This window comes from Streptococcus respiraculi, assembly GCF_003595525.1.
In the GTDB taxonomy this organism is placed as follows: domain Bacteria; phylum Bacillota; class Bacilli; order Lactobacillales; family Streptococcaceae; genus Streptococcus; species Streptococcus respiraculi.
Map to the genome: position 1 here is coordinate 793,653 of NZ_CP022680.1, position 26,586 is coordinate 820,238.

24 protein-coding genes are annotated in these 26,586 nt (G+C 43.1%); 16 read left to right on the forward strand and 8 right to left on the reverse strand.

Annotated features, from left to right (window positions below):
• Window positions 1-10 precede the first annotated feature (10 nt).
• Both CHF41_RS04020 and CHF41_RS04025 read left to right on the forward strand, forming a co-directional pair.
• Entirely contained in the window at window positions 11-2,182 is a 2,172-nt protein-coding gene (locus CHF41_RS04020) for a PTS transporter subunit IIBC (protein ID WP_119876094.1), read from the forward strand.
• 239 nt (window positions 2,183-2,421) lie between these two features.
• Complete coding sequence (locus CHF41_RS04025; protein ID WP_119876095.1) at window positions 2,422-3,039, forward strand: hypothetical protein; 618 nt, start codon at window positions 2,422-2,424, stop codon at window positions 3,037-3,039.
• Between the two features lie 31 nt (window positions 3,040-3,070).
• Here the strand turns inward: CHF41_RS04025 and CHF41_RS04030 are convergent, their stop codons facing one another.
• A complete protein-coding gene (locus CHF41_RS04030; protein ID WP_119876096.1) occupies window positions 3,071-3,691 on the reverse strand; it encodes a DUF2812 domain-containing protein in 621 nt (206 codons plus the stop codon).
• A gap of 11 nt (window positions 3,692-3,702) precedes the next feature.
• Window positions 3,703-4,014: a PadR family transcriptional regulator gene (locus CHF41_RS04035; RefSeq protein WP_119876097.1), complete on the reverse strand. Its 312-nt coding sequence runs from the start codon at window positions 4,012-4,014 to the stop codon at window positions 3,703-3,705.
• 157 nt (window positions 4,015-4,171) lie between these two features.
• On the opposite strand from CHF41_RS04035, the gene CHF41_RS04040 reads away from it, so the two are divergent.
• Together CHF41_RS04040 and CHF41_RS04045 are read left to right on the forward strand one after the other, a co-directional pair.
• On the forward strand, window positions 4,172-4,888 hold the full coding sequence (locus tag CHF41_RS04040) for a YebC/PmpR family DNA-binding transcriptional regulator (RefSeq protein ID WP_075104633.1): 717 nt from the start codon (window positions 4,172-4,174) through the stop codon (window positions 4,886-4,888).
• A gap of 152 nt (window positions 4,889-5,040) precedes the next feature.
• Entirely contained in the window at window positions 5,041-5,922 is an 882-nt protein-coding gene (locus CHF41_RS04045; protein WP_119876098.1) for a hypothetical protein, read from the forward strand.
• Between the two features lie 116 nt (window positions 5,923-6,038).
• On the opposite strand, the gene CHF41_RS04050 is transcribed toward CHF41_RS04045, so the two are convergent.
• On the reverse strand, window positions 6,039-6,506 hold the full coding sequence (locus CHF41_RS04050) for an NUDIX hydrolase (protein WP_119876099.1): 468 nt from the start codon (window positions 6,504-6,506) through the stop codon (window positions 6,039-6,041).
• 180 nt (window positions 6,507-6,686) lie between these two features.
• On the reverse strand, window positions 6,687-7,589 hold the full coding sequence (locus CHF41_RS04060; RefSeq protein WP_119876100.1) for a hypothetical protein: 903 nt from the start codon (window positions 7,587-7,589) through the stop codon (window positions 6,687-6,689).
• 155 nt (window positions 7,590-7,744) lie between these two features.
• On the opposite strand from CHF41_RS04060, the gene CHF41_RS04065 reads away from it, so the two are divergent.
• Window positions 7,745-8,698, forward strand: coding sequence for an IS30 family transposase (locus CHF41_RS04065; protein WP_119875415.1), 954 nt, complete (start codon window positions 7,745-7,747; stop codon window positions 8,696-8,698).
• A 192-nt stretch (window positions 8,699-8,890) separates the two neighbouring features.
• Here CHF41_RS04065 and mnmE read toward each other — a convergent pair whose 3' ends face one another.
• The 3 genes from mnmE to metE all read right to left on the reverse strand — a co-directional run bounded on the left by mnmE (window position 8,891) and on the right by metE (window position 13,802).
• Window positions 8,891-10,264 (reverse strand): tRNA uridine-5-carboxymethylaminomethyl(34) synthesis GTPase MnmE, encoded by a 1,374-nt coding sequence (gene mnmE, locus CHF41_RS04070; protein ID WP_119876101.1) that lies wholly within the window; start codon window positions 10,262-10,264, stop codon window positions 8,891-8,893.
• Between the two features lie 372 nt (window positions 10,265-10,636).
• Window positions 10,637-11,497 (reverse strand): methylenetetrahydrofolate reductase [NAD(P)H], encoded by an 861-nt coding sequence (gene metF, locus CHF41_RS04075; protein ID WP_119876102.1) that lies wholly within the window; start codon window positions 11,495-11,497, stop codon window positions 10,637-10,639.
• 49 nt (window positions 11,498-11,546) lie between these two features.
• Window positions 11,547-13,802: a 5-methyltetrahydropteroyltriglutamate--homocysteine S-methyltransferase gene (gene metE / locus CHF41_RS04080; protein WP_119876103.1), complete on the reverse strand. Its 2,256-nt coding sequence runs from the start codon at window positions 13,800-13,802 to the stop codon at window positions 11,547-11,549.
• A gap of 306 nt (window positions 13,803-14,108) precedes the next feature.
• Here metE and CHF41_RS04085 point away from each other — a divergent pair, with 306 nt between their 5' ends.
• From CHF41_RS04085 to CHF41_RS04135, 11 genes are all read left to right on the forward strand, one after another.
• A complete protein-coding gene (locus tag CHF41_RS04085; RefSeq protein ID WP_119876104.1) occupies window positions 14,109-14,798 on the forward strand; it encodes a gamma-glutamyl-gamma-aminobutyrate hydrolase family protein in 690 nt (229 codons plus the stop codon).
• Window positions 14,799-14,990: 192 nt separating this feature from the next.
• Window positions 14,991-15,284 carry a hypothetical protein gene (locus tag CHF41_RS04090; RefSeq protein WP_119876105.1) on the forward strand — a complete coding sequence of 98 codons (294 nt, stop codon included), beginning with the start codon at window positions 14,991-14,993 and terminating at the stop codon, window positions 15,282-15,284.
• An 11-nt stretch (window positions 15,285-15,295) separates the two neighbouring features.
• Entirely contained in the window at window positions 15,296-15,643 is a 348-nt protein-coding gene (locus tag CHF41_RS04095) for a hypothetical protein (protein ID WP_119876106.1), read from the forward strand.
• A gap of 430 nt (window positions 15,644-16,073) precedes the next feature.
• A complete protein-coding gene (locus CHF41_RS04100; RefSeq protein ID WP_119876107.1) occupies window positions 16,074-16,919 on the forward strand; it encodes a MetQ/NlpA family ABC transporter substrate-binding protein in 846 nt (281 codons plus the stop codon).
• 346 nt (window positions 16,920-17,265) lie between these two features.
• Window positions 17,266-18,633, forward strand: a complete 1,368-nt coding sequence (locus tag CHF41_RS04105) for a M20/M25/M40 family metallo-hydrolase (protein ID WP_119876108.1) — start codon at window positions 17,266-17,268, stop codon at window positions 18,631-18,633.
• The gene (locus CHF41_RS04110) at window positions 18,626-19,690 is read left to right on the forward strand and encodes a methionine ABC transporter ATP-binding protein (protein ID WP_119876109.1); all 1,065 of its coding nucleotides are present in this window, start codon (window positions 18,626-18,628) and stop codon (window positions 19,688-19,690) included. Before CHF41_RS04105 ends, CHF41_RS04110 begins: the two co-directional genes overlap by 8 nt.
• 1 nt (window position 19,691) lies before the next feature.
• Window positions 19,692-20,393, forward strand: a complete 702-nt coding sequence (locus CHF41_RS04115) for a methionine ABC transporter permease (RefSeq protein WP_119876110.1) — start codon at window positions 19,692-19,694, stop codon at window positions 20,391-20,393.
• Window positions 20,394-20,593: 200 nt separating this feature from the next.
• Window positions 20,594-21,430, forward strand: a complete 837-nt coding sequence (locus CHF41_RS04120) for an aldo/keto reductase (RefSeq protein ID WP_119876111.1) — start codon at window positions 20,594-20,596, stop codon at window positions 21,428-21,430.
• Between the two features lie 514 nt (window positions 21,431-21,944).
• Window positions 21,945-22,862 carry a glycine--tRNA ligase subunit alpha gene (gene glyQ / locus CHF41_RS04125; RefSeq protein WP_119876112.1) on the forward strand — a complete coding sequence of 306 codons (918 nt, stop codon included), beginning with the start codon at window positions 21,945-21,947 and terminating at the stop codon, window positions 22,860-22,862.
• A 1-nt stretch (window position 22,863) separates the two neighbouring features.
• On the forward strand, window positions 22,864-24,903 hold the full coding sequence (gene glyS / locus CHF41_RS04130) for a glycine--tRNA ligase subunit beta (protein ID WP_119876113.1): 2,040 nt from the start codon (window positions 22,864-22,866) through the stop codon (window positions 24,901-24,903).
• A gap of 8 nt (window positions 24,904-24,911) precedes the next feature.
• Window positions 24,912-25,169 (forward strand): DUF896 family protein, encoded by a 258-nt coding sequence (locus tag CHF41_RS04135; protein WP_119876114.1) that lies wholly within the window; start codon window positions 24,912-24,914, stop codon window positions 25,167-25,169.
• A gap of 30 nt (window positions 25,170-25,199) precedes the next feature.
• Here the strand turns inward: CHF41_RS04135 and CHF41_RS04140 are convergent, their stop codons facing one another.
• Entirely contained in the window at window positions 25,200-26,534 is a 1,335-nt protein-coding gene (locus CHF41_RS04140; RefSeq protein WP_119876115.1) for an MATE family efflux transporter, read from the reverse strand.
• Between the last annotated feature and the right edge of the window lie 52 nt (window positions 26,535-26,586).

The following is a 26,586-nucleotide window of genomic DNA, read 5'->3' on the forward strand; positions in this document are numbered from 1 at the left end:
GAGAATAGAAATGAAAAAATTTCTCAGTTTTGAATTTTGGCAAAAATTCGGAAAATGTTTAATGGTCGTGATTGCTGTTATGCCCGCTGCAGGTTTAATGGTGAGTATCGGAAATTCCTTACCATTATTGAGTGCAGACTCAGAACTTTTGGCTCGTATCGGCAATATCATTGCCCAAATCGGTTGGGGAATCATCGGCAATCTTCATCTCTTGTTTGCTTTGGCTATCGGTGGTAGCTGGGCTAAAGAACGTGCTGGTGGAGCTTTCTCAGCAGGGCTTGCCTTTATCTTGATTAACTTGATTACAGGGAACTTCTTTGGGGTCACTGTCGGTATGTTGTCAGATGCAGAAGCACATGTCAGTACAGTCTTTGGAACGCAAATCCCTGTTGCCAACTACTTTGTCAACGTGCTTGGTCAGCCAGCACTAAATATGGGTGTCTTTGTCGGAATTATCGCTGGTTTTGTCGGGGCAACAGCCTTCAACAAATACTACAACTATCGCAAGTTGCCAGATGCTCTGACCTTCTTTAATGGGAAACGCTTTGTACCGTTTGTGGTGATTTACCGATCTGTCTTGGTGGCCCTTGTCCTTGCCATTTTCTGGCCTGTGGTTCAGACTGGAATCAACAGCTTTGGGAAATGGATTGCTAATTCACAAGACACCGCACCAGTCTTTGCACCATTTATCTATGGTACCTTGGAGCGTCTCTTGTTACCGTTTGGTCTGCATCACATGTTGACCATTCCGATGAACTATACCTCACTCGGTGGAACTTACGAAATCATGACCGGGGCTCAAGCTGGTCAGCAGGTATTTGGACAAGACCCATTGTGGCTCGCTTGGATTACAGACTTGATTAACTTCAAAGGTGCAGGCGATATGAGTCAGTACAAGGATCTTCTAGCAACGGTCACACCGGCTCGTTTCAAGGTCGGACAAATGATTGGCTCAACCGGTATCCTCATGGGATTGACCCTTGCGATGTACCGTAATGTGGATCCTGATAAGAAGAAAAAATACAAAGGGATGTTTGTCTCATCTGCCCTTGCAGTCTTCTTGACAGGTGTAACAGAGCCAATTGAATACATGTTCATGTTTGCTGCTATGCCACTGTATGCAGTTTATGCGGTCATTCAAGGGGGAGCCTTTGCCATGGCAGACATCGTGAACTTGCGCGTGCATTCATTCGGAAATATCGAGTTCTTGACCCGTACACCAATGGCTATCAAAGCGGGTATTGGCCTTGATGTGGTCAACTTTATCTGGGTATCTGCCCTCTTTGCTGTTCTCATGTACTTGGTTGCAGACTTCATGATTAAGAAAATGAATCTTGCGACAGCAGGTCGTAATGGAAACTATGATACTGAAACAGCTGATGATACACCTGTTTCTGGAGACGCAGGCGTTGCAGATGGGAATTCGCAAATTGTGCAAATCATCAACCTCTTAGGTGGTCGTGACAATATCGCTGATGTCGATGCTTGTATGACCCGCTTGCGCGTGACGGTCAATGATGTCAAAAAAGTTGGTGAAGAAGTGGCTTGGAAGCAGGCAGGCGCCATGGGCTTGATAATCAAAGGTTCAGGAGTGCAGGCAGTTTATGGACCAAAAGCTGATGTCTTGAAGTCTGACATTCAAGATCTACTTGACTCTGGACTTGAAATTCCTAAAACGACTGTAGTCGTTACAGAAGAAGCACTTGTAGAAGACCAGTTTAAAGGTATTACCGCTGAAGTCCATGCTGTAGCAGACGGTCATGCAATGGCGATTACCGAGGTGAGTGATCCTGTCTTTGCGCAAAAAATGATGGGAGATGGCTATGCCGTTGAGCCAGTAAATGGCAATGTCTATGCACCAGTTTCTGGTCTTGTGACGAGTGTCTTTCCAACCAAGCATGCAGTCGGTCTTTTGACAGACAGTGGTTTGGAAGTCTTAGTTCACGTTGGCTTAGATACAGTTGCCCTAAACGGTGCTCCGTTTTCAATCAAGGTATCAGACGGGCAACGTGTGGAAGCAGGTGACTTGCTTCTTGTCGCAGACCTTGAAGCGATCAAGTCAGCAGACCGTGAAACCACGATTGTCGTTGCTTTCACCAATACCGCTGAAATCAAGGCAGTTCGTCTGCAAAACCTTGGAACCGTCACCAAAGATACCGTTCTTGCCCAAGTAGAATTGTAATCGACAAGTGACCTTTCATTGGCCGAACGATAATAATACTTAATATTTATAAACAATGAATCCCTAGCACCCTGCTAGGGATTTTTCACAAACTTTTCAGCCCAATATCTTGTGTTTTTTTGAAAAATATGTTAGTCTAAAATAAATGCAAAAGATATAGTGAATCCCTTCTCTATAAAGGAAATTGGTTGTTAAAACAATCACGAAATATATTTAAAAAAGCATATAAAAGAGGGTTTATGAGAAAGTTTTTACAAAATGTTGTGACGGAAATCGTGTATTATCTGGAGTTGATGTTGTCAGCAATTTTAGCAGTTGCGCTCCTGATTTTATCACTCTTGTTACTAGGAGATTTGGTATCGGCTATTCCTAATGGGATTCATGGGGATACTTTTCTGAAGGAATTTTTAGATCGAACCATTACACTTGCGGTTGGCGTCGAGTTTATTAAGATGCTATGCAAACAGTCGCCACGTACGGTGATTGAGGTGCTACTCGTTGCCATTGCCCGCCAGTTGATTGTTGAGCATGCTTCAAGTACAGACTATTTAATTGGGATGGTTTCTGTAGCGATTCTTTTTGCAGTACGGAAGTATCTCTTCATCCAGTTCGATGATTCAGATAATATCGTCATGCGGGCGAGTCAAAAAGTGAAAGTAGCGAACATCCTTGCACGGGTGAAAATTCCTGGTGAAAAAGGCGAGACCTTGCGCGATTTTGTAGTCCGCAAACTCAACGAGGAAGAAAAAACCATCTCTATTGGTGCCTGTGTTTATCTGAAAAATGTCGCCCTACGCATTGACAATATGCATGGAGATTTGGTCACTCGGGTCGAAATTATCAAGAGTATGTATTAAAATATGTATTAAAACAGGACTGAACGATTGTTCACTCCTGTTTTTTAGGTTTATTTTTATAAGCTACATAGAGGTAAAAAAGGGCGCCTCCTAAGATAATGAGGGCAGGGAACATACTTCGCAAAAGGGCAAAGGGAGTTTCAAATAGAAAAGCCGACCAGAAGTCAAAACCTGATTTTTCCCATAAATTTGGAGTCAGATAGAGTTCTTTCAAGTTCCAAATGTTTTGTTGGTGATGAGAGCTGAGTTGGAAGATAATAGTGAAGTTTGCTATAAAGATAGTAAAAAGAGTCAGAGCCTGCTGTCTCACACGCTTGTAGAGGGCATTGCGGGATTCGTTATCTGAAAAAATATCAGCGTCACCGTCATTGTCAGTATGCGTGAAATACTGACAGCTTTCGCGGTTGCTACCAGGAATCAGAGTCCAGCCACATTCTGCAAAGAGAAAAAGATAATCGAAATAATCCTGCTTAGAAGCAAACTTTCGGTAGTCAATCCGTACGATGGGTATGTCCGTTTTTTGCTCAACTTTTTCAAAGGTATAAGCTGCTGTATAGGGGTTGACCTTTATCAATCGATAGCCCTGAGATTGAATTTGGTTAATCCATTTTTCTTCATCTGGGATTGTTACAAAGATTTTATGCTTTTTCATAGGGAAACTCCTTAAAAATCAAAACGACTAGCCACTTGACTTAATTTCCGAAGGCGTTCGGTTTCAAGTTCTAGAATGCTCTTTCCTGTCGGGGTGATATGGTATATTTTCCTACGACTGTCTGTGCTGGGTACGGCGATAATCCAGCCCAACTTGAGCAGATTTTCAATCGCTCCGTACATGGTCCCAGCTGCGATGCGTACATCACCGTCACTCATGCTTTCGACCTCCTGCATAATGGCGTATCCGTGATTTGGCTCGAGGAGGGCGAGCAGAATATAGTAGGTTGTTTCGGTCAGTGGTAGGTGTTTATTGCGTTTCATGATTCTCTTTTCTTTTTATATCGCTTAACTGTATAGTTTTATTATATATCGTTATACTATATAAGTCAACTGTATACTTAAAAAATAGCAAAAATCTTCTCAAATAGCCAATCTTGTGATATAATAAACCGATTGAAAAAAATGTAGGAGGTTCCTCATGGGACGTAAATGGGCCAATATTGTAGCCAAAAAAACAGCTAAGGATGGAGCAAACTCAAAAGTTTATGCTAAATTCGGTGTGGAAATCTATGCCGCGGCGAAAAAAGGCGATCCAGATCCAGAAACCAATACAGCCTTAAAATTCGTTATTGACCGTGCTAAGCAAGCGCAAGTACCAAAACATATCATTGATAAAGCCATTGACAAGGCAAAAGGAAACACAGACGAAACCTTTGTAGAAGGTCGCTATGAAGGATTTGGTCCAAATGGCTCAATGCTCATCGTTGACACGCTTACTTCAAACGTGAACCGTACAGCGGCAAATGTTCGCGCGGCTTTCGGTAAAAATGGTGGAAATATGGGAGCGAGCGGTTCTGTTTCCTACTTGTTTGACAACAAGGGAGTGATTGTCTTTGCGGGTGACGATGCTGATAGCATCTTTGAGCAATTGCTAGAAGCAGACGTTGATGTAGAAGATGTGGAAGCAGAAGAAGGAACGATTACAGTTTATACTGCACCAACTGACTTGCACAAAGCTCTTGTAGCCTTGCGTGAAGCAGGTACAAGCGAATTCCAAGTGACTGAGCTAGAAATGATTCCGCAGTCAGAAGTGGTCTTAGAAGGTGACGATTTAGCAACTTTTGAAAAATTGTACGATGTCCTTGAAGATGACGAGGACGTCCAAAAAATCTACACCAATGTAGAAGGATTTTAATGTAACAATCAATCTCTCTTGGATAGCAGATGGCCAAGGGAGGTTTTGTTATTTGATATAAGGGGGCTAATAGAACAATTACGACACTGCTTACAGTTGGTGCTTTTCCAAAATTTTGGTATAATAAACTACGAATACAGGGAGGTATGACAATGAGACAGAATCGTGCTGTGATGTTTGTGGCTCTCTTATTTAGCGTTTTTTGCATTATTTCGTGTGGAATCAGAACAAGAGAAACTGCTAAAACAAGAGGAAGTAGCCAAGAAGTTCAAATGGCTGAAGAGGCTGTTCGTAAAGATGCGGATACCCTACTAAGAAGCGTAGTAACGAAAAGCGATGTTGGTTTTTCTCAACTTTATGGAACATCCTATGATCAATGGACTAAAGAGACTATTTTCCCTGACCAGATTGCAGCTGCGATTAAAGACAATGGCTGGACACCTGAGAGCAAGTATACCTACCAGTATGCGAAAGGGTTTGAGAAGTTAAAAGTTGCAGAGATTATAGGGAGATTTTTAGAAACCAGACGGGATAATATCAAGGATATAAAAGAATATAAAGTGACAGATGTCGAGGTATCCGATGACAAGGCAACGGTCACGTTTGTCTCTCGCCAAATCAATAATACTGCAACTGCAGCTGCGCTTAACACTCTTTATTTAGCCGTAGCAGATAGCACGATTGATGTGTTTGCGGCTCTTAATAAGGCTAATGAAGCAGATAGTGAGTTTAAGAAGTTGCACACCTTGGTCTCGGATTTTCTCTACTATGCTAATTTCAGCGATTTGTTAAATGGTGATAAGAAAATTCCAAATCGCTTGAATGAAACACCCTTGACAGAGGGGACTTATGAAATTACCTTTGATTTAGAAAAAGATAGCGAAGGTCATTGGGTGATTTCGGAACAGAATTATAAGAATTTGATTTCTGATTTGTTAAACTACGATGAGAAGGCAAGTCAAATTGTGTATCCAGATGGCACACACGCTAAAAACGGATCAACAGGAACAAGTTCTTCGACGAATGTAGGCTAGAAAAAATGCTGACTGAAAAATGCCCCGTGGGAATATCCAAGGGGCATTTTTGTATTTATAGTGGGTTGAGAAAGGAATAGGATAAGGAAAGGAGCTGCAGGTAGAACTGGCGTTCATCAAAGTGACTTAACGCTATCTTCACCTTTATTCAATTCACTATATTGTCCTTTTCTAGGAGCAGTTGGGATAAGATCGTAGAGATAAGGTACAATCTGTTCTCCCTCTAATTCCTCCAAAGATTTAATCCAGCGGAAATCGGTGTGTTCTTCTGGGTCAAGCTCAATAGGGCGTTTCTCTTTTAGGTGAGCGGCATAGACCAATCGTGTAAAAACGGTCTGTTTATCAGAATCAAACTGGCTATCTTCGTGGAGAATACCAGAAATAGTAATAAGTTGATTGGCTTCTTCAAGTGTCTCCCGAAGAGCAGCAGCCTGAGGTAATTCATGTAATTCGACACCGCCTCCAGGAATATCCCAGTAGTTTGGGTAAACATTGGCTTTTCCTCGTTTGATACTAGAATGTTTGAGGACAAGGTAGCTGTGTTCCTTTTTAATCAAAGCATGGGCAATCAGTTTGACAGACATGGTATCCTCCTATTTTCCGAGACAGAACTGGCTAAAGAGCTGGGTAATCAGTTCATCGGGTTTGGCGTCTCCTGTGATTTCTCCGAGAATCTGCCAGCAGTGGATCAAATCCACTTGGGGTAAGTAGACAGGCTTTCTATTTCAAGTCCCACATTTACCGTCTGCAGAGCCTCTATGGCTTTACCACCGTGGCTCAGCTTCAAAAATCCAGCAGCGTTTCCAGCTAAAGGATTGGCCGGGTGCAACAGTGATCTTTTGGATAATTTCTGGACTGACGATATGATCAGTTGCCCAGAGTAAGAGGCTAGTCGGTTGGACTTCATCGATTCCTGTCACGCTGGCCTTAGCCCCCTTGTGGAGTAGTGTCCATGTGAAGGTGGTCTTGTCTGTCTTGGGAATGGGTAGAACACTGAGCGACACCTCCGTCTCGCATTGCTTAAAAGCGATAGCTTTGCCATCTGCCACAAAATTATTGTGGTCATAACCGCCAAAACCTTCCAGCCCTTGATGACCCAAGTCAGGCATATCAGGCAACTCCAAGCGGTAGTCAGGTGAAATAGCCATACCGTCAATGCTGAGGAAATTATGACAATATTCTTCGGTCTCGATGACCTTGTCCCCGACATTGGTGATGGAGGCTTTCAGAGTCACTCGATTTTCCTCGATGCTGATTGTTTTTCCCATAGTAGCTGCGATACCGCGGCAAGGCACTGCCTTCGTGACAAAACTGGCACTAGTCTGCGTGTGTTTCATCGTTACAGGATAAGGCTCAACCTCATCATACTTATGAGCAAATTGGTAACCTAAATCTGAATCCTGCTTGATGAGCCCAACGCCTAATTTAGGGAAAAATTCGCAGACTGCAGCTCCAGAGCTGAAATCTCCACTAAATTCACAACAAAGCCCCCGACCACCAGAAGACAAATGGCGCAAGTTCATGGGCTCATTGGCACAAAAATGGGTATCTCCGTCAAGCGTAACCTCCGAAATGAACCCTGCCCTGTCAAAGCGGAAAGTATCATTCGGACGCTCACCAGGTTCGGAAATTTCCACCCTCAAGCGGTTATTGGTTAGTACAATCATAGCAACCTCCTATGAATTTTTATGATTACATTACTTTATTTCCCAGACTAAATCATCGAAAGTTCTAAAATGAAGTTAGCCACTCAAGGGTATAAAAAAACATCTCAGAGAGATATAATTGTAATCACCACAAGAACAATTAGAAAGACTCTGAGATGCAACACTATTATACACCAAAAAGGAAACATTTGACACTAGCTGAACGTAGAATGATTGAGCGTTGGCTTCAAGAAGGGCTCTCAAATCGTGAAATCGCTAGAAGATTAGAGAAGGCTCCTCAAACCATTCACAACGAAGTCAAACGTGGTCTGGTTAGGCAACAAGTGCGTAAAGGAAAATTTGAAATAATCTACTCAGCTGACTTCGCTCAAAAAAACTATCAAAATAATCGTAAACATTCTGTGAGGCAGACTTCCCTAACCAAGGAACTCAAAGAAAAGATTCTTCACTATATCAAGCAGAAATACTCTCCTGAGATGATGGTAAAAGCAAAAGGGATATCTGTCTCCGTCTCCACCATTTACTACTGGATTCATCATGGACACTTAGGATTGACCAAGGATGGCATGCTTTATCCTCGCAAGGAGAAAACGAAGAAAAAACAAGCGAGTCCCAACTTTAAGCCGGCTGGAAAATCGATTGAGGAACGGCCAGAAAGCATTAATCAACGTGAGAATGTTGGTGATGTTGAAATTGATACGGTTATTCAAACACGGGCAAAAAATGAGTGTCTGTTGACTCTAACTGATAGAAAGAGTCGTTATCAAATCATCCGACTCATTCCCGATAAGTCCGCGTCTTCAGTCAATCAAGCTCTGAAAATGATCCTCAGAGATTATCAAATTAACTCAATCACAGCTGATAACGGGACTGAATTCAGTCGTTTAGCAGAAGTTTTTGGCCCCGATCATATCTACTATGCCCACCCTTATTCCTCTTGGGAGCGTGGAACTAATGAGAATCATAATAGACTCATCAGGCGTTGGTTGCCTAAGGGAAGCAAAAAGGCGACGCAGCAACAAGTCGCATTTATTGAAAACTGGATTAACAACTATCCAAAGAAGATATTGGGTTACAAATCTCCTAGAGAATTTTTACAGACTGGCTAACTTGAACTTGAAATTTGCCCCAGACTAAATCATTGAAGCTTTTACTTTGAATTTAATATACTAAAGTCCCTTTTTTAACATTGTAAAATATGAAGTACACTTACATTATACGCCAAATTTTATCCGTGCAAGGCATAGTTATTTAATAGGATTCTTGATACCAAGACAAGCAGTTTGAGTCTTTTTGAACATTTATTTTCCTAAACAGAATTGGCTAAAGAGCTGGGTAATCAGCTCATCAGGCGCGGCGTCTCCTGTGATTTCTCCGAGAATCTGCCAGCAGCGGGTCAAATCTACCTGGAGCAAGTCGACAGGCATACCCATTTCAAGTCCGTCGTTTACCGCCTGTAGAGCCTCTACCGCTTGTTCAATGAGGGAGATGTGTCGGGCATTGGAGAGGTAAGTGGCATCTTGTTCAACGAGTCCTGCATTTTCAAAGAAGAGCTGATTAATTCGTTCTTCAATCTGGTCAATGTTTTGATTGTGAAGTACGGAAATCGCGATGATGTCAGAGGGAAGCTGGTCTTGTTCAATTTGCATTGGGAGGTCGGTTTTATTAAGCAAGATAATCCGATTGCTCTCTTGGCTAATTGCTAGTAGTTGGCGGTCTTGTGGGGTCAATGGTTCGCTAGCATTTAAGACGAGAAGGACTAAATCAGCCTCTTCGAGGGCTTTTTTGGAACGTTCGACTCCGATTCTTTCGACCACATCGTCTGTTTCACGAATCCCTGCGGTATCAATCAGTTTGAGGGGGACACCATTGATGTTGACATATTCTTCAATGATGTCGCGTGTTGTTCCCTCGATGTCAGTGACAATGGCCTTATCCTCACGCAGCAGATTATTTAAGAGACTTGATTTGCCCACATTGGGACGACCGATAATAGCTGTTGCAATACCTTCACGAAGGATTTTGCCTCGACGTGCTGTTTTGAGCAGGCGTTCTAGCAAAGCCTGAAATTCCATGGTTTTCTCACGTACTAGCTCGGTTGTAGCTTCTTCGACATCGTCGTATTCAGGATAGTCAATATTAACCTCGACCTGAGCTAGCGTATTTAGAATTTCCTGTCTGGTATTATTGATGAGGGTAGAAAGCGAGCCGTCTAGCTGCCGAACAGCTTGGTGCATGGCCTTATCTGTCTTAGCACGGATAATATCCATGACTGCTTCTGCCTGCGTGAGGTCGACACGACCATTTAAAAAGGCTCGTTTCGTAAATTCTCCGGGTTCTGCTAGTCGTGCTCCTTGACGGATGACTAGTTGGAGAATTTCATTGGTCACCGCAATTCCGCCGTGGGTATTGATTTCAACGATATTTTCCCGTGTAAAAGTCTTAGGAGCTTTCATGACAGAGACCATAACCTCGTCGACCACGATGTCTGCAAGAGGATCAAGAATATGCCCGTAATGAATGGTATGGCTAGCTACGTCAGCTAAATTTTTTTCTTTAAAAACGCGGTTTGCAATCTCAATAGCCTGATTTCCAGACAAGCGGACAATGCCGATAGCCCCTTCTCCCAAAGGAGTGGAAATGGCTGCAATCGTATCAAATTCTTTTGTAATCATAGCTCTATTGTAACGCAAAACACCCTCTCTATCAAGAAAATAGAAAGGAAAGGGGGAAATAGGAAGGCTCTATAGTGGATTGATACTCTATAAAAATCAAAATCTGACTACCTTCCACAATTGAGAATTGTGGAAGGTGAGAAATAAAGCGAGCATGCTCGTCTCCACTGAACCACTAGTTCGGACTAATGTTAGCTGAGGATGATTGCATAATCCTGATTTCCAACCTTCAACAGTCCGAGGGACTGTTGAAGCAAGGTGAGTTAACGACGTCAGACTTTGACTTTTGACGAGTACGAGAAAAGAATAGGACAAAGTAAGGGACTGCAGATAGAACTGGTGTTCATCAAAGCGACTTAACGATGTTCTATACTATACAGTGGAATGTTTGAAGAGAGAGTAAGTAGCATGGTGGATATAGTTGGCAACCTGTGAGTTATTCATCGTATAGAGATGGACCCCTGCGACATCTTGTGTGACCAAATCGACAATCTGGTCAATGGCATAGGCTAGACCTGCTGCCCGCAAGGATTCGGGGTCGTATTCGTACTTGTCCAAAATCGCTCGGAATTTCCGTGGTAAGCGGATGTTTTCACAGGTATTGAGCAAGCGTAGCGCCTGATTGCGGTTGATAATGGGCATAATGCCTGCCAAAATTGGTGCGTCAATGTCTGCCAGCTGGCATTTTTCCTGAAAATTGTAAAAGATATCATTGTCGAAAAAGAGCTGGGTGACAAGACTTGAGCAACCAGCGTCCACCTTTTTCTTGAGGTGCTTAATATCAGACACCTGATTTGGTGAGTCAGGGTGCTTTTCAGGATAGCAGGCGCCGATAATCTCAAAGTGTGGTGCCTCGTCCTTGATAAAAGAAATCAAATCTGTCGCATAGCGAAAATCTTTCTGCGGCGTAACATCAGGCAAGATATCCCCACGCAGCGCCAAAATCTTGTGAACTCCAATCTGATCAAGAGCAGTTAAAATGTTTGAAACTTGCACCTTGGTCAGATAGATTGCCGGCAGGTGGGCGATGGATGGAATCCCCAAGTCATTGTGGATATAATCAGCTAATCGCACCGTAGTTTCTTCGATGTTGAACTTGTTATTGCTTGCGGTCACGCTGATAAAGTGCGGTGCTAAGTCTTGCATGTCGCGGAGGGCTGAAAGGATTTTTTCATTGCCTGCGGTAGGATTTGGTGGAAATACTTCAAAAGAAAGACTAGGAGTGTGAACCATTGTTTTGTCCTTTCTAGGGGAGTAGGAGAGGTTGGGACAGACTCCCTGTCTAATCAGTAATCGTTTGACGTGCAGCCCGAGCAGCTTTGACTAAGCGAATGAGACTTTCACGCGTTTCTTTGATACCACGTGTTTTTAATCCACAGTCGGGATTGATCCAAACTTTGTGACTAGGGACTTTTGCTAGAATAGCTTGAATGGTCTGGTCAATTTCCCCTTCAGCTGGCACGCGTGGTGAATGGATATCATAGACTCCAGGACCGACCTGGGTTTGAAAGTTTTGCGCTTTTAATTCATCCAAAATAACGAGATTTGAACGACTTGCTTCAAAGGAGATAACGTCCGCATCCATATTGTCAATAGCAGGAATAATATCCGTAAATTCGCTGTAACACATGTGGGTATGAATCTGCGTATCAGCTGCGACGGTTGAATGTACTAAACGGAAAGCTGGAATCGCCCAGTCTAGGTAATCTTCGTACCAGTCGCTTCTGCGTAGTGGCAATTTCTCACGGAGCGCAGCCTCATCAATTTGGATAATCTTGATACCAGCCGTCTCTAGGTCCAGTACCTCTTCCTTAATCGCAAGGGCAATCTGTAAAGTAGATTCCTTAATCGAAATATCTTCACGCGGGAAAGACCAGTTAAGAATGGTCACAGGGCCCGTCAGCATGCCCTTGACAGGCTTCGTTGTTCTACTTTGTGCATAGCTGGACCATTTGACGGTAATCGGCTGTAAGCGCGTAACATCCCCCCATATGATTGGTGGCTTCACACCACGCAGACCGTAGGATTGGACCCAGCCGTTCTTACTAAAGAGGTAGCCAGACAGGTTTTGTCCGAAGTATTCTACCATGTCGTTGCGCTCAAATTCACCATGAACCAAAACATCAAAGCCAACTTCTTCCTGCCAGTTAATCCAATCATCAATCTGTTTTGCGAGAAATTTATCGTATTCTTGAGCGGACAAATTCCCTTTGCGGAAGGCCAGCCGGTTTGCTCGAACCTCTTCTGTCTGCGGGAAGGAGCCAATGGTGGTCGTTGGCAATTCTGGCAAGTTGAGGCGTTTAGCCTGTAGCTTCTCCCGCTCGCTAAAGGCTGGTAAGCGGGTATAATCCGCTTCTGTCAAACCTGCGATGCGACGTGCCAAGTCTGTGTTTTTGCCAACACGTTCTGTGTCAAACAAGACCTTGTTCTTTTCTAAAATCTCTTTTTCGCCACTTGTCACAATGGCGTCCAAGTCACGGAGTTCCGCTAGTTTTTCCACCGCAAAGGCAAAATGCTCTAAGACATCTGCTTCAAATGTTTCATTGGCTGTGGTAAATGGTACGTGGAGTAGCGAACAAGAGGTGTTTAGCACGATATTGTCAGCAGGAATCTTCTCTAAAATCGCAAGGCTCTTTTCGTAGTTGTTGCGCCAGATATTTTTCCCATTGACAATACCTGCATAGAGGACTTTATCTGCTGGGAAACCTGTTGAGACGAGGTCAAGCGTCTTTTTCCCCTCGACAAAGTCTAGCCCCAGGCCGTCAATTGGTAAGGCAATCAAGTCGTCATAGACATCTCGCACATCGCCAAAATAGGTTTGGACAAGGACAGACAAGCCCTTTTTATCAGCTAAGAGTTTGGTATAAAGATTTACGAAAAGGGCCTTTTCATTAGCTGCTATATCCTTGACTAAACTCGGCTCATCGAGCTGAATGTTTTCAGCACCAAGTCCTGCTAATCTTTCAAAGACTGCTTGATAGGTAGTGACAATGTCATCAAGATAATCAGTAGCTACCGTACCTTCTTCATAGTCTGCTAATTGGAGGAAGGTAAATGGTCCAATCAGAACAGGACGTGTTAGTAACCCTTGGGCTTTTGCTTCTGTAAATTCCTCAAAAATTTTCTGGCTAGCTAGTTCTACTTTTGTATCTTTTTCAAATTTCGGAACGATATAGTGGTAGTTAGTATTGAACCATTTTTTCATCGGGAGGGCTCTGACATCTCCTTTTTCCCCCTGATAGCCACGTGCAAGAGCAAAGTAACGTTCCAAGTCTGTCAAGTCTAAATCCTGCACTGTTTTTGGAATCACATTGAGCAAGAATGCGGTATCTAGGACATTGTCATAATGAGAGAAATCGTTGCTAGGGATTTCTGAAATCCCAGCTTTTTTGACCAAGTCCCAGTGCTTGCTGCGGAGGTCCTTAGCAGTTTCCAGCAATTTTGCTTCACCAATTTCTCCTCTGAAGTATTTTTCCGTTGTAAATTTTAACTCACGAAACTCGCCCAAACGTGGAAATCCAATAATTGTTGTTGCCATAAGAAGCCTCCAAATCTTTTTCTTGACACTATCCTAACAGAAAATAGTGCATTTGTATAATTGAAAATGATTAGGAATAGATATAGCTATAAACTATATAACATTTTGTGTTATTTCAGTAAAATAGAGAAAATGATATAGTTTTTAAAAATGATTGCACATAAGATGGTATGAAAAGTGATAAAATCTGAGGCTGTTTATTCCAAAAGATAAAAAATTTTAAAGAGCCGATAAAACATCTATATTAGACAGAGGGAATGGCGCATGATACTATAACAGATACATCCATAGAAAGGTGGCATGAAGATGAAAAAAGTGATTGTCGGAATTACAGGAAATGAAAAGGAAATGCCACTCATGTCTGGCTTGACCTATGTTGCGGTGGCGAAGGATTTGGCTGAAGGGGTGAAAGCTGCGGGTGGTCTGCCAATTGTCATTCCAATTGGGACACCTGAAATGGCGAAAGATTATATTCAGATGATTGATAAATTAATTCTCTCAGGAGGACAGCATGTCAGTCCACAATTTTATGGTGAAGAGCAGTTAATCAATAGTGATGATTATTTACTCGAGCGAGATCAATTTGAACTGGCCTTAATCAAAGAGGCATTGAAACAAGAAAAACCAATTTTTGCTGTTTGTCGTGGTATGCAACTGTTAAATGTTGCGCTAGGTGGTAGTTTGAAGCAAGATGTCAAACACCATTGGCAGCCACAATTAGAGGGAACATTGCATAGTTTGCAGGTAAGACCAAATAGTCGTGTGAGCCGACTCTTTGCCGAGGGGAGCCAAATCAATTCTTTTCATCATCAAAGTATCAAGGATTTGGCACCTGTGTTAAAGGTGACGGCTCGTGATCCGCGTGATGGGACTATTGAAGCTGTAGAAGGGCGTGGGAGATTACCGATTTTAGCAGTCCAGTGGCATCCAGAATTTTTATGCAGGGATTGTGACAGTAACCGACAGTTGTTTGACTACCTCGTTCACCGGCTGTAGGAGCTTGGCCATAAGAAAATAGAAAACAGAGTGAGGACAATTGAGACTGGGCAGTCAAGATTCTCCTCGCTTTTTGTATCCGCTGTCACACTTTAGAGCACATATCTAGTGGCTTTTTTCTAGCCTTAGGAGTAGACTATAGGTAAAGAGGGTTCGTGTTTCTAGCTTAACTTGATGGAAGGAGGCTGTACCATGTTTGAATCTACTCTACCTCATATTAAAAAATATTATCCCCTGCTCATCATTTTAGGTTTTCTTTTCTGGATTAGTCCCTTCTTTCTTCCAGACGAGATGACTATTACAACGCAAAATCATCTTGGTTGGGGTTATGTTGTGACCTTGTTTATTTTGCCGATATTAGGTGCGCTCAGCTTTCCATTTTCTCTTTATTTCAAAGAGAAGAAGTGGATGCTACCGAGTCTAATGCTCTTACTAGCTTTTCCGATTTCAATCTGTATTCAGATTTTTCTGCTTTTCTTCTTTTAAGGAGGCCTTTTATGTTACACGCACTTTCTCAATTCAGTAAAAAACACACGTCACATCTCATCTTGCTAGGATTTTTTGTCTTGATTGCATCGGTTTTAATACTCGTTACCCCTAAAGTGGTACGAGCTCTATTTTTAGCAGTAACAGATTGGCACACGGTTACAATCGTTTGGTTGGTTCCAATTATCGGTGTCCTTGCCCTTCTTTGTTCTCTCTATCTCAAACGCAAGAAATACCTATTTTTCAGTCCTTGCTTAATCTTTGCCCAACCGCTTTTCTATCTTCTGTGGGTTGCAAGTTTTTATCTCTTTGTTTGGGGATACGGTGTGATTCATTGGCTATATAGTTTCTTTCATTAAGGCGTATAGCCTAGCCTTGCAGTTGAATGTCGTGCTAGGCAAGGAGTTGCAGGCAAAACTTGAGTTAGCTAAGGATTATGGTATACCCCTATTTTCAACAAGGCTGAGACAAAAGTGTCCAGCCTTGCTTCTTTTATAGTTTTAACAGTTTGAAGCTTGTAAAACGTCGAGAAATCAGCATTCTATTAGAAGAGGCTAGCGAACGTTTTTTTACTACCTTTATTTCCAGTCTTCAACAGTCCATTGGACTGTTGAAGCAAGACACGTTAACGATGTAATCAATGCTAACGGATATAGCTATAGTTAAAAACTATAGAGTTTACAAAATACCCATAAAAGATTTTTAAGTGGCACATAAAAATTCTATATTGGTCAAATAGTGGCTCTTGTGATAAGCTATGTATAGTTCATTTTTAAGGAGTGTAAAATTATGAAATTGAAAAAATTAGCTAGCTTAGCAGTAGTTGCTTTTGCTTCAGTTGCAGCTTTGGCAGCATGTGGTTCAGGAGCTTCAAAAGATGATAATGTTCTTCACATCGGTGTGATGAGTTTAAGCGGATCAGAAGAAGCACGTTGGGATAAGGTTCAAGAGCTTCTTGGTGATAAGGTAAAATTAGAGTTCACTCAGTTCACAGACTACTCACAACCAAATAAGGCGGTAGCTGAAAATGAAGTTGATATCAATGCCTTCCAGCACTACAACTTCTTAGAAAATTGGAACAAGGAAAATGGGGAAGACCTAGTAGCAGTTGCTGATACCTATATCTCTCCAATCCGCCTTTATTCTGGTACAGAAAAAGGAAAAAACAAATACAAGTCTGTCGATGAAATTCCAGACGGATCTGAAATTGCAGTACCAAATGACCCAACCAATGAAAGCCGTGCGCTTTACCTTCTTCAATCAGCAGGTTTGATTAAACTAGATGTATCTGGCAAAGAATTAGCAACCGTTGTTAACATCAAAGAAAATCCTAAGAAGTTGAAAGTGACAGAATTAGATGCTAGCCAAACAGCGAGCTCGCTTCCATCTGTTGCAGCTGCAGTGGTAAACAATAACTTTGTTCGTGACGCAGGACTTGACTACAAGAATGCCCTTTACAAAGAACAAAAAGATGAAAATTCACACCAATGGTATAACTTGATTGCAGCGAAAAGCGATTGGGAAAAATCACCAAAAGCAGATGCGATCAAAGAATTGGTGAAAGCATTCCATACAGACGAAGTGAAAAAAGTCGTTGAAGAATCTTCTGACGGCATGGACGAACCAGTTTGGTAAAAAAGACAAAATGCTATGGTGGATATCCTCATAGCATTTTCTGTTCATCATGCATACTGACATATACCTAATGCTTATTGAAATTCAAAAATAATCAACGTACTCATCATTAACAATCTTAAAACATATAAATTGCTTACATTGACAACATTAAGATAGTGATTGGGTTAGTTTGAAAATATGGTAAGCCGAAGGTGTTTGCACATAGGCTATTGTTGATAGTAGTAGAGTATAAATAGTAGAAATTTCTATTTTTGATAGATTCTTAGGTAGTGCAGACGCAATATAGAGTATGATATAATAGGACTAGAGAAAAGTGGTAGCTGAACCCCGACAAGGAGAAAGAATGGCAAGACAAGCAGAACAAATTAAAAAATTTGAAGCAGATGCGATTACACAGGCTTATTTTGAAAAGTTGAAGGTATTGATTTCCAAGAAGTCGATTTTTGCGCAGCAGATTGGACTTTTGGATGTAGCGACCTATCTGAAGGAAATCTTTGAGGAAGCAGGAGCCGAGGTGGTCTTGGATGACAGTTATGCAGCGCCATTTGTCATGGCAACTTTTACTAGTCCTTATCCAGATGCCAAGACCTTGATTTTCTACAACCACTATGATACGGTGCCTGCTGACGGAGATCAGGTTTGGACGGATCAACCTTTTGAACTCAGTATAAGAGACGGCTATATCTATGGTCGTGGGGTGGACGATGACAAGGGGCATATCACGGCTCGTTTGTCAGCAGTACAGAAATACCTTGCTCAGCACGAGACGCTTCCAGTCAATATCATCTTTATCATGGAAGGAGCAGAAGAATCCGCTTCGGTTGATTTGGAAAAATATCTGGAAAAATACCAGCCCCACTTGGTCGGAGCTGACTTGCTAGTGTGGGAACAGGGCTCTCGTAATGTCTTAGGGCAGTTAGAAATTTCAGGTGGCAATAAGGGAATTGTGACCTTTGATGTTACGGTGAAAAGTGCGGATTTAGATATTCATTCGTCCTACGGCGGGGTAATTGATTCGGCTAGCTGTTATTTGATGTCCGCTCTTCAGTCCATGCGAGACAGGGACGGCCGTATCCTTGTTGACGGTATTTATGAGCAGGTAGAAGAACCTAACGAACGTGAACTGGCCTTAGTGGAAGAATTTGCCCTAGCAACCAGTGAGTCAGTGACCGATATTTATGGCTTGACCCTGCCGACCTTGGTCTCAGACAGAAGAGCATTCTTGAAACGTCTTTATTTTGAGCCGTCTATGACCATTGAAGGATTTTCAACAGGCTACCTAGGAAAGGGTGTGAAGACCATTATTCCTGCTGAGGCTCGTGCGAAAATGGAAGTGCGCTTGGTGCCAGGTTTAGAGCCGCATGACATCTTGGATAAGATTCGTAAGCACCTAGTAAAACACGGTTTTGAGAAGGTAGAAGTGACTTTTACTCTTGGTGAAATGAGTTACCGTAGCGACATGTCTGCGCCAGCTATTTTGAATGTCATTGAGCTTGCAAAACGCTTGACGCCAGAAGGAGTGGCAGTGCTTCCGACCTCACCGGGGACAGGTCCTATGCACACGGTCTTTCATGCCTTGGGAGTTCCGATTGCAGGATTTGGCCTGGGAAATGCCAATAGCCGTGACCATGCAGGCGATGAAAATGTCAGCATTGCAGACTATTACAGCCATATCGAATTAGTAGAGGAGTTAATTGCAAGTTATGCGTAAGGAGATTATTACACTAGACAATATTGATGTGACTTTTCATCAGAAGAAACGCACCATTGAAGCGGTGAAAGATGTCACGATTCATATTGAACAAGGCGATATCTATGGGATTGTTGGCTATTCAGGTGCTGGGAAGTCAACCTTGGTGCGGGTGATTAACCTCTTGCAGGTGCCCACTGCTGGTCGCATTTGTATCAATGATGACGTCATTTTTGAGGGCAGTAAGGTGACCTTGAATGCCGCTCAATTGCGGACCAAACGCCGCGAAATCGGGATGATTTTTCAACATTTCAATCTAATGGCTCAGATGACAGCTGCCGAAAATGTAGCCTTTGCCTTGAAACATTCGGGCTTGTCTAAGGAAGAAAAAAAGGCCAAGGTAGCGAAACTCTTGGACTTGGTTGGCCTAGCAGACCGAGCTGAGAATTACCCAGCCCAGCTTTCGGGTGGTCAAAAGCAACGTGTAGCCATTGCCCGTGCTCTTGCCAACGATCCGAAAATCTTGATTTCTGACGAGTCGACTTCTGCCCTTGATCCAAAAACCACCAAGCAGATTTTGGCCTTGTTGCAAGAACTCAACGAAAAATTGGGCTTGACTATTGTCATGATTACCCATGAAATGCAGATTGTCAAGGATATTTGTAACCGAGTAGCTGTTATGCAGGATGGACGTTTGATTGAAGAGGGGTCTGTTTTAGAGATTTTCACGCATCCAAAAGAAGTACTGACACAAGACTTTATCAAAACAGCAACAGGAATCGATGAAGCCTTGGTGAAAATCTATCAGCAAGATATTGTCAAATACCTGCCAGAAGACAGTCTCTTGGTTCAGTTTAAGTACGCAGGTTCTGCAACTGACACGGCGATTATCAATGATTTGTATAAGACCTACCAAGTGTCGGCCAATATCTTGTATGGAAATATTGAGATTTTAGATCATACACCGGTTGGAGAAATGGTCTTAATTTTAACAGGTCATCAAGAACAGTTACGTGAGGCCTTGACTGCTGTGACCACGGCTAATGTAGAGGTGATGATTTTGAAAGGAGAACTATAGGATGAATGAATTACTTTCGTGGATTCAGGCCAATTTTCCCCACATTTACAAAATGGGTTGGGGTGGACAAACGGGCTGGGGAACCGCTATTTACAGTACCTTTTATATGACCTTTGTTTCCTTTGGAATCGGTGGTGCGATGGGCTTGATTTCAGGTTTATTCCTTGTCTTGACAGGTCCGCGCGGTATTGCGGAAAATCGTGGCGTTTTTTGGATTTTGGATAAGGTGGCTTCTGTCTTACGTGGGATTCCCTTTATCATCTTGCTTTCAGCTATCTCACCTGTTACCAGAGCGATTGTCGGAACGTCAATCGGGATGAATGCAGCCCTTGTGCCCTTGTCTTTGTCTGTCTATCCGTTCTTTGCCCGTCAGGTTCAGGTAGTTCTTTCAGAGTTGGACGGTGGGGTGATTGAGGCAGCCCAAGCGTCGGGTGCTACCTTTGGCGATTTGATTATGGTCTATTTCCGTGAAGGATTACCAGACTTGATCCGCGTGACAACTCTAACCTTGATTTCCCTTGTTGGCTATACAGCTATGGCTGGAGCAATTGGAGCAGGTGGGTTGGGACAAGTGGCTCTTTCATATGGCTATTTACGCTCAAATGATGATGTTACTTTCCTTGCGACACTTCTTATTCTGATTTTTATCTTTGTTATCCAATTTGTGGGCGATTTGATCACCCGAAAAATTAGTCATAAATAAGACAAAATCAAGAGTTATTGAAAGAAGTAAAAAACTTTCCTAATTTAAGTTTCGATTTCCGATTTTCGGAAGCGGAGCGAGCCTCATCAGATACTTTTTGATGTGGTAAAAGTAGCACAAAAGAACTTTTTCAATTTAAAACCAAGCGCCTTGCTTGGTTTTTTGCTATACTAGATTTAGTAAACGAATAGGAGGACGACATGAAAACATATACAATGAATAACGGGCTCACCATTCCAGCACTTGGCTTTGGAACTTATTTGTCAAAAGATGGGGACGAAGTCTACAACGCGGTGCGTAAGGCTTTGGAAGTGGGCTACCGCCATATTGACACAGCAGCTTTTTATGGTAATGAGGAGAGTATCGGACGAGCGATTAAGGATTCGGGAATTGCTCGTGAGGAGCTCTATATTACGACTAAATTGTGGAATGATGCGCATGGATATGAGGAAGCAAAGGCTGCCTTTGCCTTGTCTATGGAAAAATTGCAGTTGGACTATCTTGACTTGTACCTGATTCACTGGCCAAATCCAGCAGGCATTCGGGACCGTTGGCAAGAAGCCAATGCTGCTGCTTGGCGGGGCATGGAAGAGTTGGTTGCAGAAGGGAAAATCCGTTCCATCGGTGTCAGCAATTTCATGGTGCGTCACATGGATGAGCTCTTAAAAACAGCAACCATTATCCCTGCGGTCAATCAAATTCGTCTAGCACCTGGTGTTTATCAAGAGGAGATTGTCGAGTATTGCCGTGAGAAAAACATTGTCATCGAGGCTTGGAGTCCGCTCGGTCGTGGGGAACTATTTAACCATCCAACCATGCTGGCCCTCGCTGAAAAATATGGAAAAACGGTAGCTCAAGTAGCACTTGCTTGGTCATGGGCTCAAGGATTTTTACCTCTACCAAAATCAGTGACAGACAGCCGAATTGTAGAAAATCTGGATTTTGAAGACATTGCCTTGTCAGAGGAAGATATCGTAGCTATCACAGCCATTACAGGTGTGACAGGAGCCTACAATCCAGATGAAGTGAATTTCTAGTATACCAACAGGAGCTTGTCTTGTTCACTCCCTAGAAATTTTTTACAGAGTATGGATAGACAGCCGAAGGATTTTCTGCTATACTAGCAGATAAGAAAGAGGGTCGCTTGGTACAGCCTTTAGCGAGTTTGGGACAGTGAAAGCCAAACGGAAAGTCAGAGTGATTGGCGCTTTCTCAAGCATTTTTAAGAACAAAATGAAGTAATAAATTAGGGTGGAACCGCGTTTCAACGCCCCTATGGAAACATAGGAGTGTTGGCGCGTTTTTTGATTTTTCTGCGTGTGGCATGAAGACACCCGACATTTATCACGCTCAAATAGAAAGAGAGAAAAGCATGTCTAACAAATTAACTTTTCACCTTGCCAAAGTTGCTAACAAACCTAAAGGGTTGAGCAACTAACGGCAATCGCTATGGCGAATTGCCTAGGCTATGCACTTGTTTTCCTTTCAAAAGATGGTTGTTTTTGAAAGAAAAACGTCGCAAATGATAAGTATTAAGAAAGAGAGAAACCAATGTCTAACAAATTAACCTTTCAAGAGATTATTCTGACCTTGCAACAGTTTTGGAATGAGCAGGGCTGTATGTTGATGCAGGCTTATGATACGGAAAAAGGGGCGGGAACGATGAGTCCTTACACTTTCTTGCGTGCTATTGGTCCTGAACCGTGGAATGCAGCTTATGTTGAGCCAAGTCGTCGCCCAGCAGACGGTCGTTACGGAGAAAATCCTAACCGTCTCTACCAGCACCACCAATTCCAAGTGGTCATGAAACCAAGTCCAAGCAATATTCAAGAATTGTATTTGGAATCTTTGGAGCGCCTTGGGATCAATCCTTTGGAGCACGACATTCGCTTTGTAGAAGACAACTGGGAAAATCCGTCGACTGGTTCAGCAGGTTTGGGCTGGGAAGTCTGGCTTGACGGTATGGAAATCACCCAATTTACCTATTTTCAACAGGTTGGGGGGCTTGCAACAGCTCCTGTTACAGCCGAGGTGACTTACGGTTTGGAGCGTCTAGCTTCTTATATCCAAGAGGTGGACTCGGTCTATGACATCGAGTGGGCTGACGGGGTCAAATACGGGGAAATCTTCCTCCAACCAGAATATGAGCATTCAAAATACAGTTTTGAAATCAGCGACCAAGACTTGCTTCTAGCGAACTTTGAAAAATTTGAAGTAGAAGCAAAACGTTGTCTTGACGAGCACTTGGTGCACCCTGCCTTTGACTATGTCTTGAAATGTTCGCATACCTTTAATCTGCTCGACGCACGTGGTGCGGTTTCAGTAACCGAGCGGGCAGGCTATATCGCACGGATTAGAAACCTAGCGCGCGTGGTCGCAAAGACCTTTGTGGCAGAAAGAAAACGCCTTGGTTATCCGCTGTTGGATGAAACAACAAGAGCGCAATTATTAGCAGAGGAGGCAGAATAAGATGGCTAAAAATTTACTGGTAGAACTTGGCTTAGAAGAGATCCCAGCTTACATTGTGACGCCTGCCATGGTGCAGTTGAAAGACCGCATGGCACAATTTTTGACAGATAACCGCTTGGATTTTGAAGAGGTTGAGATGTTTTCAACCCCTCGTCGTTTAGCAGTGCGTGTCCGTGGCTTGGCAGATCAGCAAGAGGATTTGACAGAAGATTTCAAAGGCCCAAGCAAGAAAATTGCCTTGGACGCTGATGGGAATTTCACCAAAGCGGCAGAAGGTTTTGTCCGTGGTAAGGGCCTCACGATCGCAGACATCACCTTCCGAGAAATCAAAGGGGAAGAATATGTCTATGTGACCAAGCACGAAAAAGGAAAATCAGCCAAGGAAGTTTTGACTGGTATTCCAGAGGTGCTTGCTTCTATGACCTTCCCAGTCAGCATGCACTGGGCTTCTAACAAATTTGAATACATCCGCCCTGTTCATACTTTGACAGTCTTGTTAGATGATGAAGCGCTGAAGATGAATTTCCTTGATATTTCATCAAGTCGTATCAGTCGCGGTCATCGTTTCCTTGGTCATGAAACAGAAATTGCGACAGCAGACAGCTACGAAGATGACTTGCGGAAGGAATTTGTCATTACAGATAGCACAGAGCGCGAACAGATGATTGTTGAGCAAATCAGAGCGATTGAAAAAGCGCACGATGTGGTTGTTGAGATTGACCAAGACTTGCTCAATGAAGTCTTGAACTTGGTCGAATACCCGACTGCCTTCATGGGAGCTTTTGATGCCAAATACCTCGAAGTTCCAGAAGAAGTTTTGGTAACTTCAATGAAGAATCACCAACGCTACTTTGTTGTCCGTGATAAGACGGGTAAACTCCTTGCGAACTTCATCTCTGTCCGCAACGGAAATGCGGAGTTTCTGGACAATGTCATCAAAGGGAATGAGAAAGTCTTGGTAGCACGTTTGGAAGACGGTGAATTCTTCTGGCGGGAAGACCAAAAATTAGAGATTGCAGACCTTGTGGAGCGCCTGAAAGCCGTGACCTTCCATGAGAAGATTGGCTCCCTTTATGAACATATGGGGCGTACAGCAGCTATTAGCGCTCTCTTGGCTGATCAAGCTGGGCTTTCTGAAGAGGAAAAGACAGACCTTGCGCGTGCAGCAGCTATTTACAAATTTGACCTCTTGACCGGCATGGTCGGTGAATTTGACGAATTGCAAGGGATCATGGGAGAGAAATACGCTCTTCTTGCAGGGGAGACACCAGCCGTTGCGGCAGCTATTCGGGAGCATTACCTGCCAAACAGTGCAGAAGGTGCTCTTCCTGAAACGAAGGTAGGAGCAGTCCTTGCCCTTGCAGATAAATTAGACACGATTTTGTCCTTCTTCTCCGTTGGCTTGATTCCAAGTGGCTCCAATGACCCATATGCCCTTCGTCGTGCAACCCAAGGTGTGGTACGGATTTTGGAGGCCTTTGGCTGGACGATTGCCATTGATGAATTGGTAGAAAAACTCTACGCTCTTGAACATGATAGCCTTGCCTATGAACATCAGACAGAAGTGCTTGATTTCTTCCGCGCTCGTGTAGAGAAAATGATGGATAAGAGTATACCGAAAGACATTGTGATAGCGGTCTTAAACAGCACCAACTTTGTAGTCAGTGCCATGATTGAAACAGCTCATCTTTTGTCAGAAAAAGCCAAAACAGTAGCTTTCAAATCAGCGGTTGAAAGCCTCTCTCGTGCCTTTAACTTGGCAGAAAAAGCAGAGTCAGCCATGGTAGTAGATAGCAGTCTCTTTGAAAATGCTGAGGAAAAAGCTTTGGCAGAAGCTATAGAGAAGATTTCCTTGACTACAGACTTGGCAAGTGATATCGACAAACTCTTTGCTCTTCAACCAGTGATTGACGCTTTCTTTGACAATACCATGGTCATGGTCGACGACGAAGCCGTGAAGAATAACCGCTTGGCTTTACTTGCAGCATTGACCACCAAGGCACAACAGGTTGCCCAATTTAACCAAATCAATACCAAATAGGAGGAAAAATGGAGCAAGCAAAGATTGATCGGATCAATGAATTAGCCAAAAAGAAAAAAGAAGTTGGCTTGACAGAAGAGGAAGTAAAGGAGCAAGCGGCCCTTCGTGAAGAGTACATCGAAGGCTATCGCCGCAGTGTCCGTGCTCATGTCGAAGGAATCAAGATTATCGATGAGGACGGCAACGATGTGACCCCAGAAAAACTCAAACAAATCCAACGCGAAAAAGGACTTCATGGAAGAAGCCTAGACGACCCGCATTCATAAGAAAAAGCAACTGGAATTTTCAGTTGCTTTTTAAATAGTTCTCTGACGGAGTTTTCTTGTCAAGATAATCGTGCTGGGAATTAGGACCATGACACTGCCAATCCAGGCCGCAGGGTTTGCTGCAGCTACACCATAGAAACCGAAATACATTAGACCAACAATAGCGACCCCAGCCCGCATGACCAACTCCATGATGCCCGCAAGAGTAGGGACAAAGCTTTTTCCTAGCCCCTGGATAAAGCTACGGAGAATAAAGAGAATGGACAAAATCCAGTAGCAGGCTCCGTTAATGATGTAATAGACGAGCGCCAGTTGGTAGACTTCTACACTACCATCTGCAAGAAAGAGACGAGAGAAGAAGCGGTTGGCGGTGATGAGTAAAAGAGCAAAGAAAATGGCCCAAGCAATACTGATAAAGACTGACTTTTTCAAGCCTTCCAAGATTCGTGGGTAGAGCTTTGCTCCGTAATTTTGAGCGGTAAAAGTTGAAATAGCTAAGCCCAAGTTAATCATCGGGAGCATGGCAAGCTGATCGGTCTTGCTGGCAATAGCCTGAGCAGCAATGGCGTTAGTCCCCAGTTGATTGAGCATGGCCTGCAAGGTAATAGCACCGATAGCGATAATACTGGCCTGAAAGGCCATAGGAAACCCTAGTTGTGCATGCTTGATGAGATTTGGTTTGTCCAGCCGAATTTCAGTCCATTTAACATGAAAATAGGGAACTTTTTTAGAAATATAAACAGCCAGATAAAGGACAGAAAAAGCCTGCGCTGTAACGGTAGCAAGCCCTGCCCCGAAGACGCCTAGACCGACATTCAAGATAAAGAGAAAGTCGAGTGCGATATTGATAAAACAGGCGATGATGAGCGCAATCAAGGGCGTCGTCGAATCGCCCAGACTGCGAATAAGATTAGACAGATAGTTAAAGAGAACAGAGAAAATAGTGCCTCCAAAAATAGCGGTTAAAAACTGTTGCGAATGTGGCAGTAATTCCTCTGGTGTTTGCATAAAAATGAGTAGAGGTCTTAGGAAGTACAGGGCTAGTATGGTCAAAATAAGGCTCGTACAAAGAGAGTAAAAGAGACCGTGGACAAAACTTTTTTTGATTCCTTCAATGTCATTTGCTCCAAAACGTTGGGCGGTGACAATGGTCAACCCGCTGGTCAAGCCTTGGGCAAATCCAAGAATGAGAAAGACAATGCTCCCAGTAGCTCCGACACTAGCAAAGGCAACCTTCCCCAGCGTGTGTCCTACAATAATACTATCTGCAAAATTATAGGCCAATTGAAAAAAACTTCCAATCAAAAGTGGCAAAGTGAAGCGTAAAATGACGCGAATCGGCTTGCCTTGGGTTAAATCCTGCATAAAAACTCCTTGAAAATGAGGGAGAAGAAATGAATATATTAACGACGCAATA

Excerpts from the sequence above, each read along its gene's own strand:
- CHF41_RS04020 (WP_119876094.1), top strand. The coding sequence starts at position 11 with ATGAAAAAATTTCTCAGTTTTGAATTTTGGCAAAAATTCGGAAAATGT.
- CHF41_RS04025 (WP_119876095.1), top strand. The coding sequence starts at position 2,422 with ATGAGAAAGTTTTTACAAAATGTTGTGACGGAAATCGTGTATTATCTG.
- CHF41_RS04030 (WP_119876096.1), bottom strand. The coding sequence starts at position 3,691 with ATGAAAAAGCATAAAATCTTTGTAACAATCCCAGATGAAGAAAAATGG.
- CHF41_RS04035 (WP_119876097.1), bottom strand. The coding sequence starts at position 4,014 with ATGAAACGCAATAAACACCTACCACTGACCGAAACAACCTACTATATT.
- CHF41_RS04040 (WP_075104633.1), top strand. The coding sequence starts at position 4,172 with ATGGGACGTAAATGGGCCAATATTGTAGCCAAAAAAACAGCTAAGGAT.
- CHF41_RS04045 (WP_119876098.1), top strand. The coding sequence starts at position 5,041 with ATGAGACAGAATCGTGCTGTGATGTTTGTGGCTCTCTTATTTAGCGTT.
- CHF41_RS04050 (WP_119876099.1), bottom strand. The coding sequence starts at position 6,506 with ATGTCTGTCAAACTGATTGCCCATGCTTTGATTAAAAAGGAACACAGC.
- CHF41_RS04060 (WP_119876100.1), bottom strand. The coding sequence starts at position 7,589 with ATGATTGTACTAACCAATAACCGCTTGAGGGTGGAAATTTCCGAACCT.
- CHF41_RS04065 (WP_119875415.1), top strand. The coding sequence starts at position 7,745 with ATGCAACACTATTATACACCAAAAAGGAAACATTTGACACTAGCTGAA.
- mnmE (WP_119876101.1), bottom strand. The coding sequence starts at position 10,264 with ATGATTACAAAAGAATTTGATACGATTGCAGCCATTTCCACTCCTTTG.
- metF (WP_119876102.1), bottom strand. The coding sequence starts at position 11,497 with ATGGTTCACACTCCTAGTCTTTCTTTTGAAGTATTTCCACCAAATCCT.
- metE (WP_119876103.1), bottom strand. The coding sequence starts at position 13,802 with ATGGCAACAACAATTATTGGATTTCCACGTTTGGGCGAGTTTCGTGAG.
- CHF41_RS04085 (WP_119876104.1), top strand. The coding sequence starts at position 14,109 with ATGAAAAAAGTGATTGTCGGAATTACAGGAAATGAAAAGGAAATGCCA.
- CHF41_RS04090 (WP_119876105.1), top strand. The coding sequence starts at position 14,991 with ATGTTTGAATCTACTCTACCTCATATTAAAAAATATTATCCCCTGCTC.
- CHF41_RS04095 (WP_119876106.1), top strand. The coding sequence starts at position 15,296 with ATGTTACACGCACTTTCTCAATTCAGTAAAAAACACACGTCACATCTC.
- CHF41_RS04100 (WP_119876107.1), top strand. The coding sequence starts at position 16,074 with ATGAAATTGAAAAAATTAGCTAGCTTAGCAGTAGTTGCTTTTGCTTCA.
- CHF41_RS04105 (WP_119876108.1), top strand. The coding sequence starts at position 17,266 with ATGGCAAGACAAGCAGAACAAATTAAAAAATTTGAAGCAGATGCGATT.
- CHF41_RS04110 (WP_119876109.1), top strand. The coding sequence starts at position 18,626 with ATGCGTAAGGAGATTATTACACTAGACAATATTGATGTGACTTTTCAT.
- CHF41_RS04115 (WP_119876110.1), top strand. The coding sequence starts at position 19,692 with ATGAATGAATTACTTTCGTGGATTCAGGCCAATTTTCCCCACATTTAC.
- CHF41_RS04120 (WP_119876111.1), top strand. The coding sequence starts at position 20,594 with ATGAAAACATATACAATGAATAACGGGCTCACCATTCCAGCACTTGGC.
- glyQ (WP_119876112.1), top strand. The coding sequence starts at position 21,945 with ATGTCTAACAAATTAACCTTTCAAGAGATTATTCTGACCTTGCAACAG.
- glyS (WP_119876113.1), top strand. The coding sequence starts at position 22,864 with ATGGCTAAAAATTTACTGGTAGAACTTGGCTTAGAAGAGATCCCAGCT.
- CHF41_RS04135 (WP_119876114.1), top strand. The coding sequence starts at position 24,912 with ATGGAGCAAGCAAAGATTGATCGGATCAATGAATTAGCCAAAAAGAAA.
- CHF41_RS04140 (WP_119876115.1), bottom strand. The coding sequence starts at position 26,534 with ATGCAGGATTTAACCCAAGGCAAGCCGATTCGCGTCATTTTACGCTTC.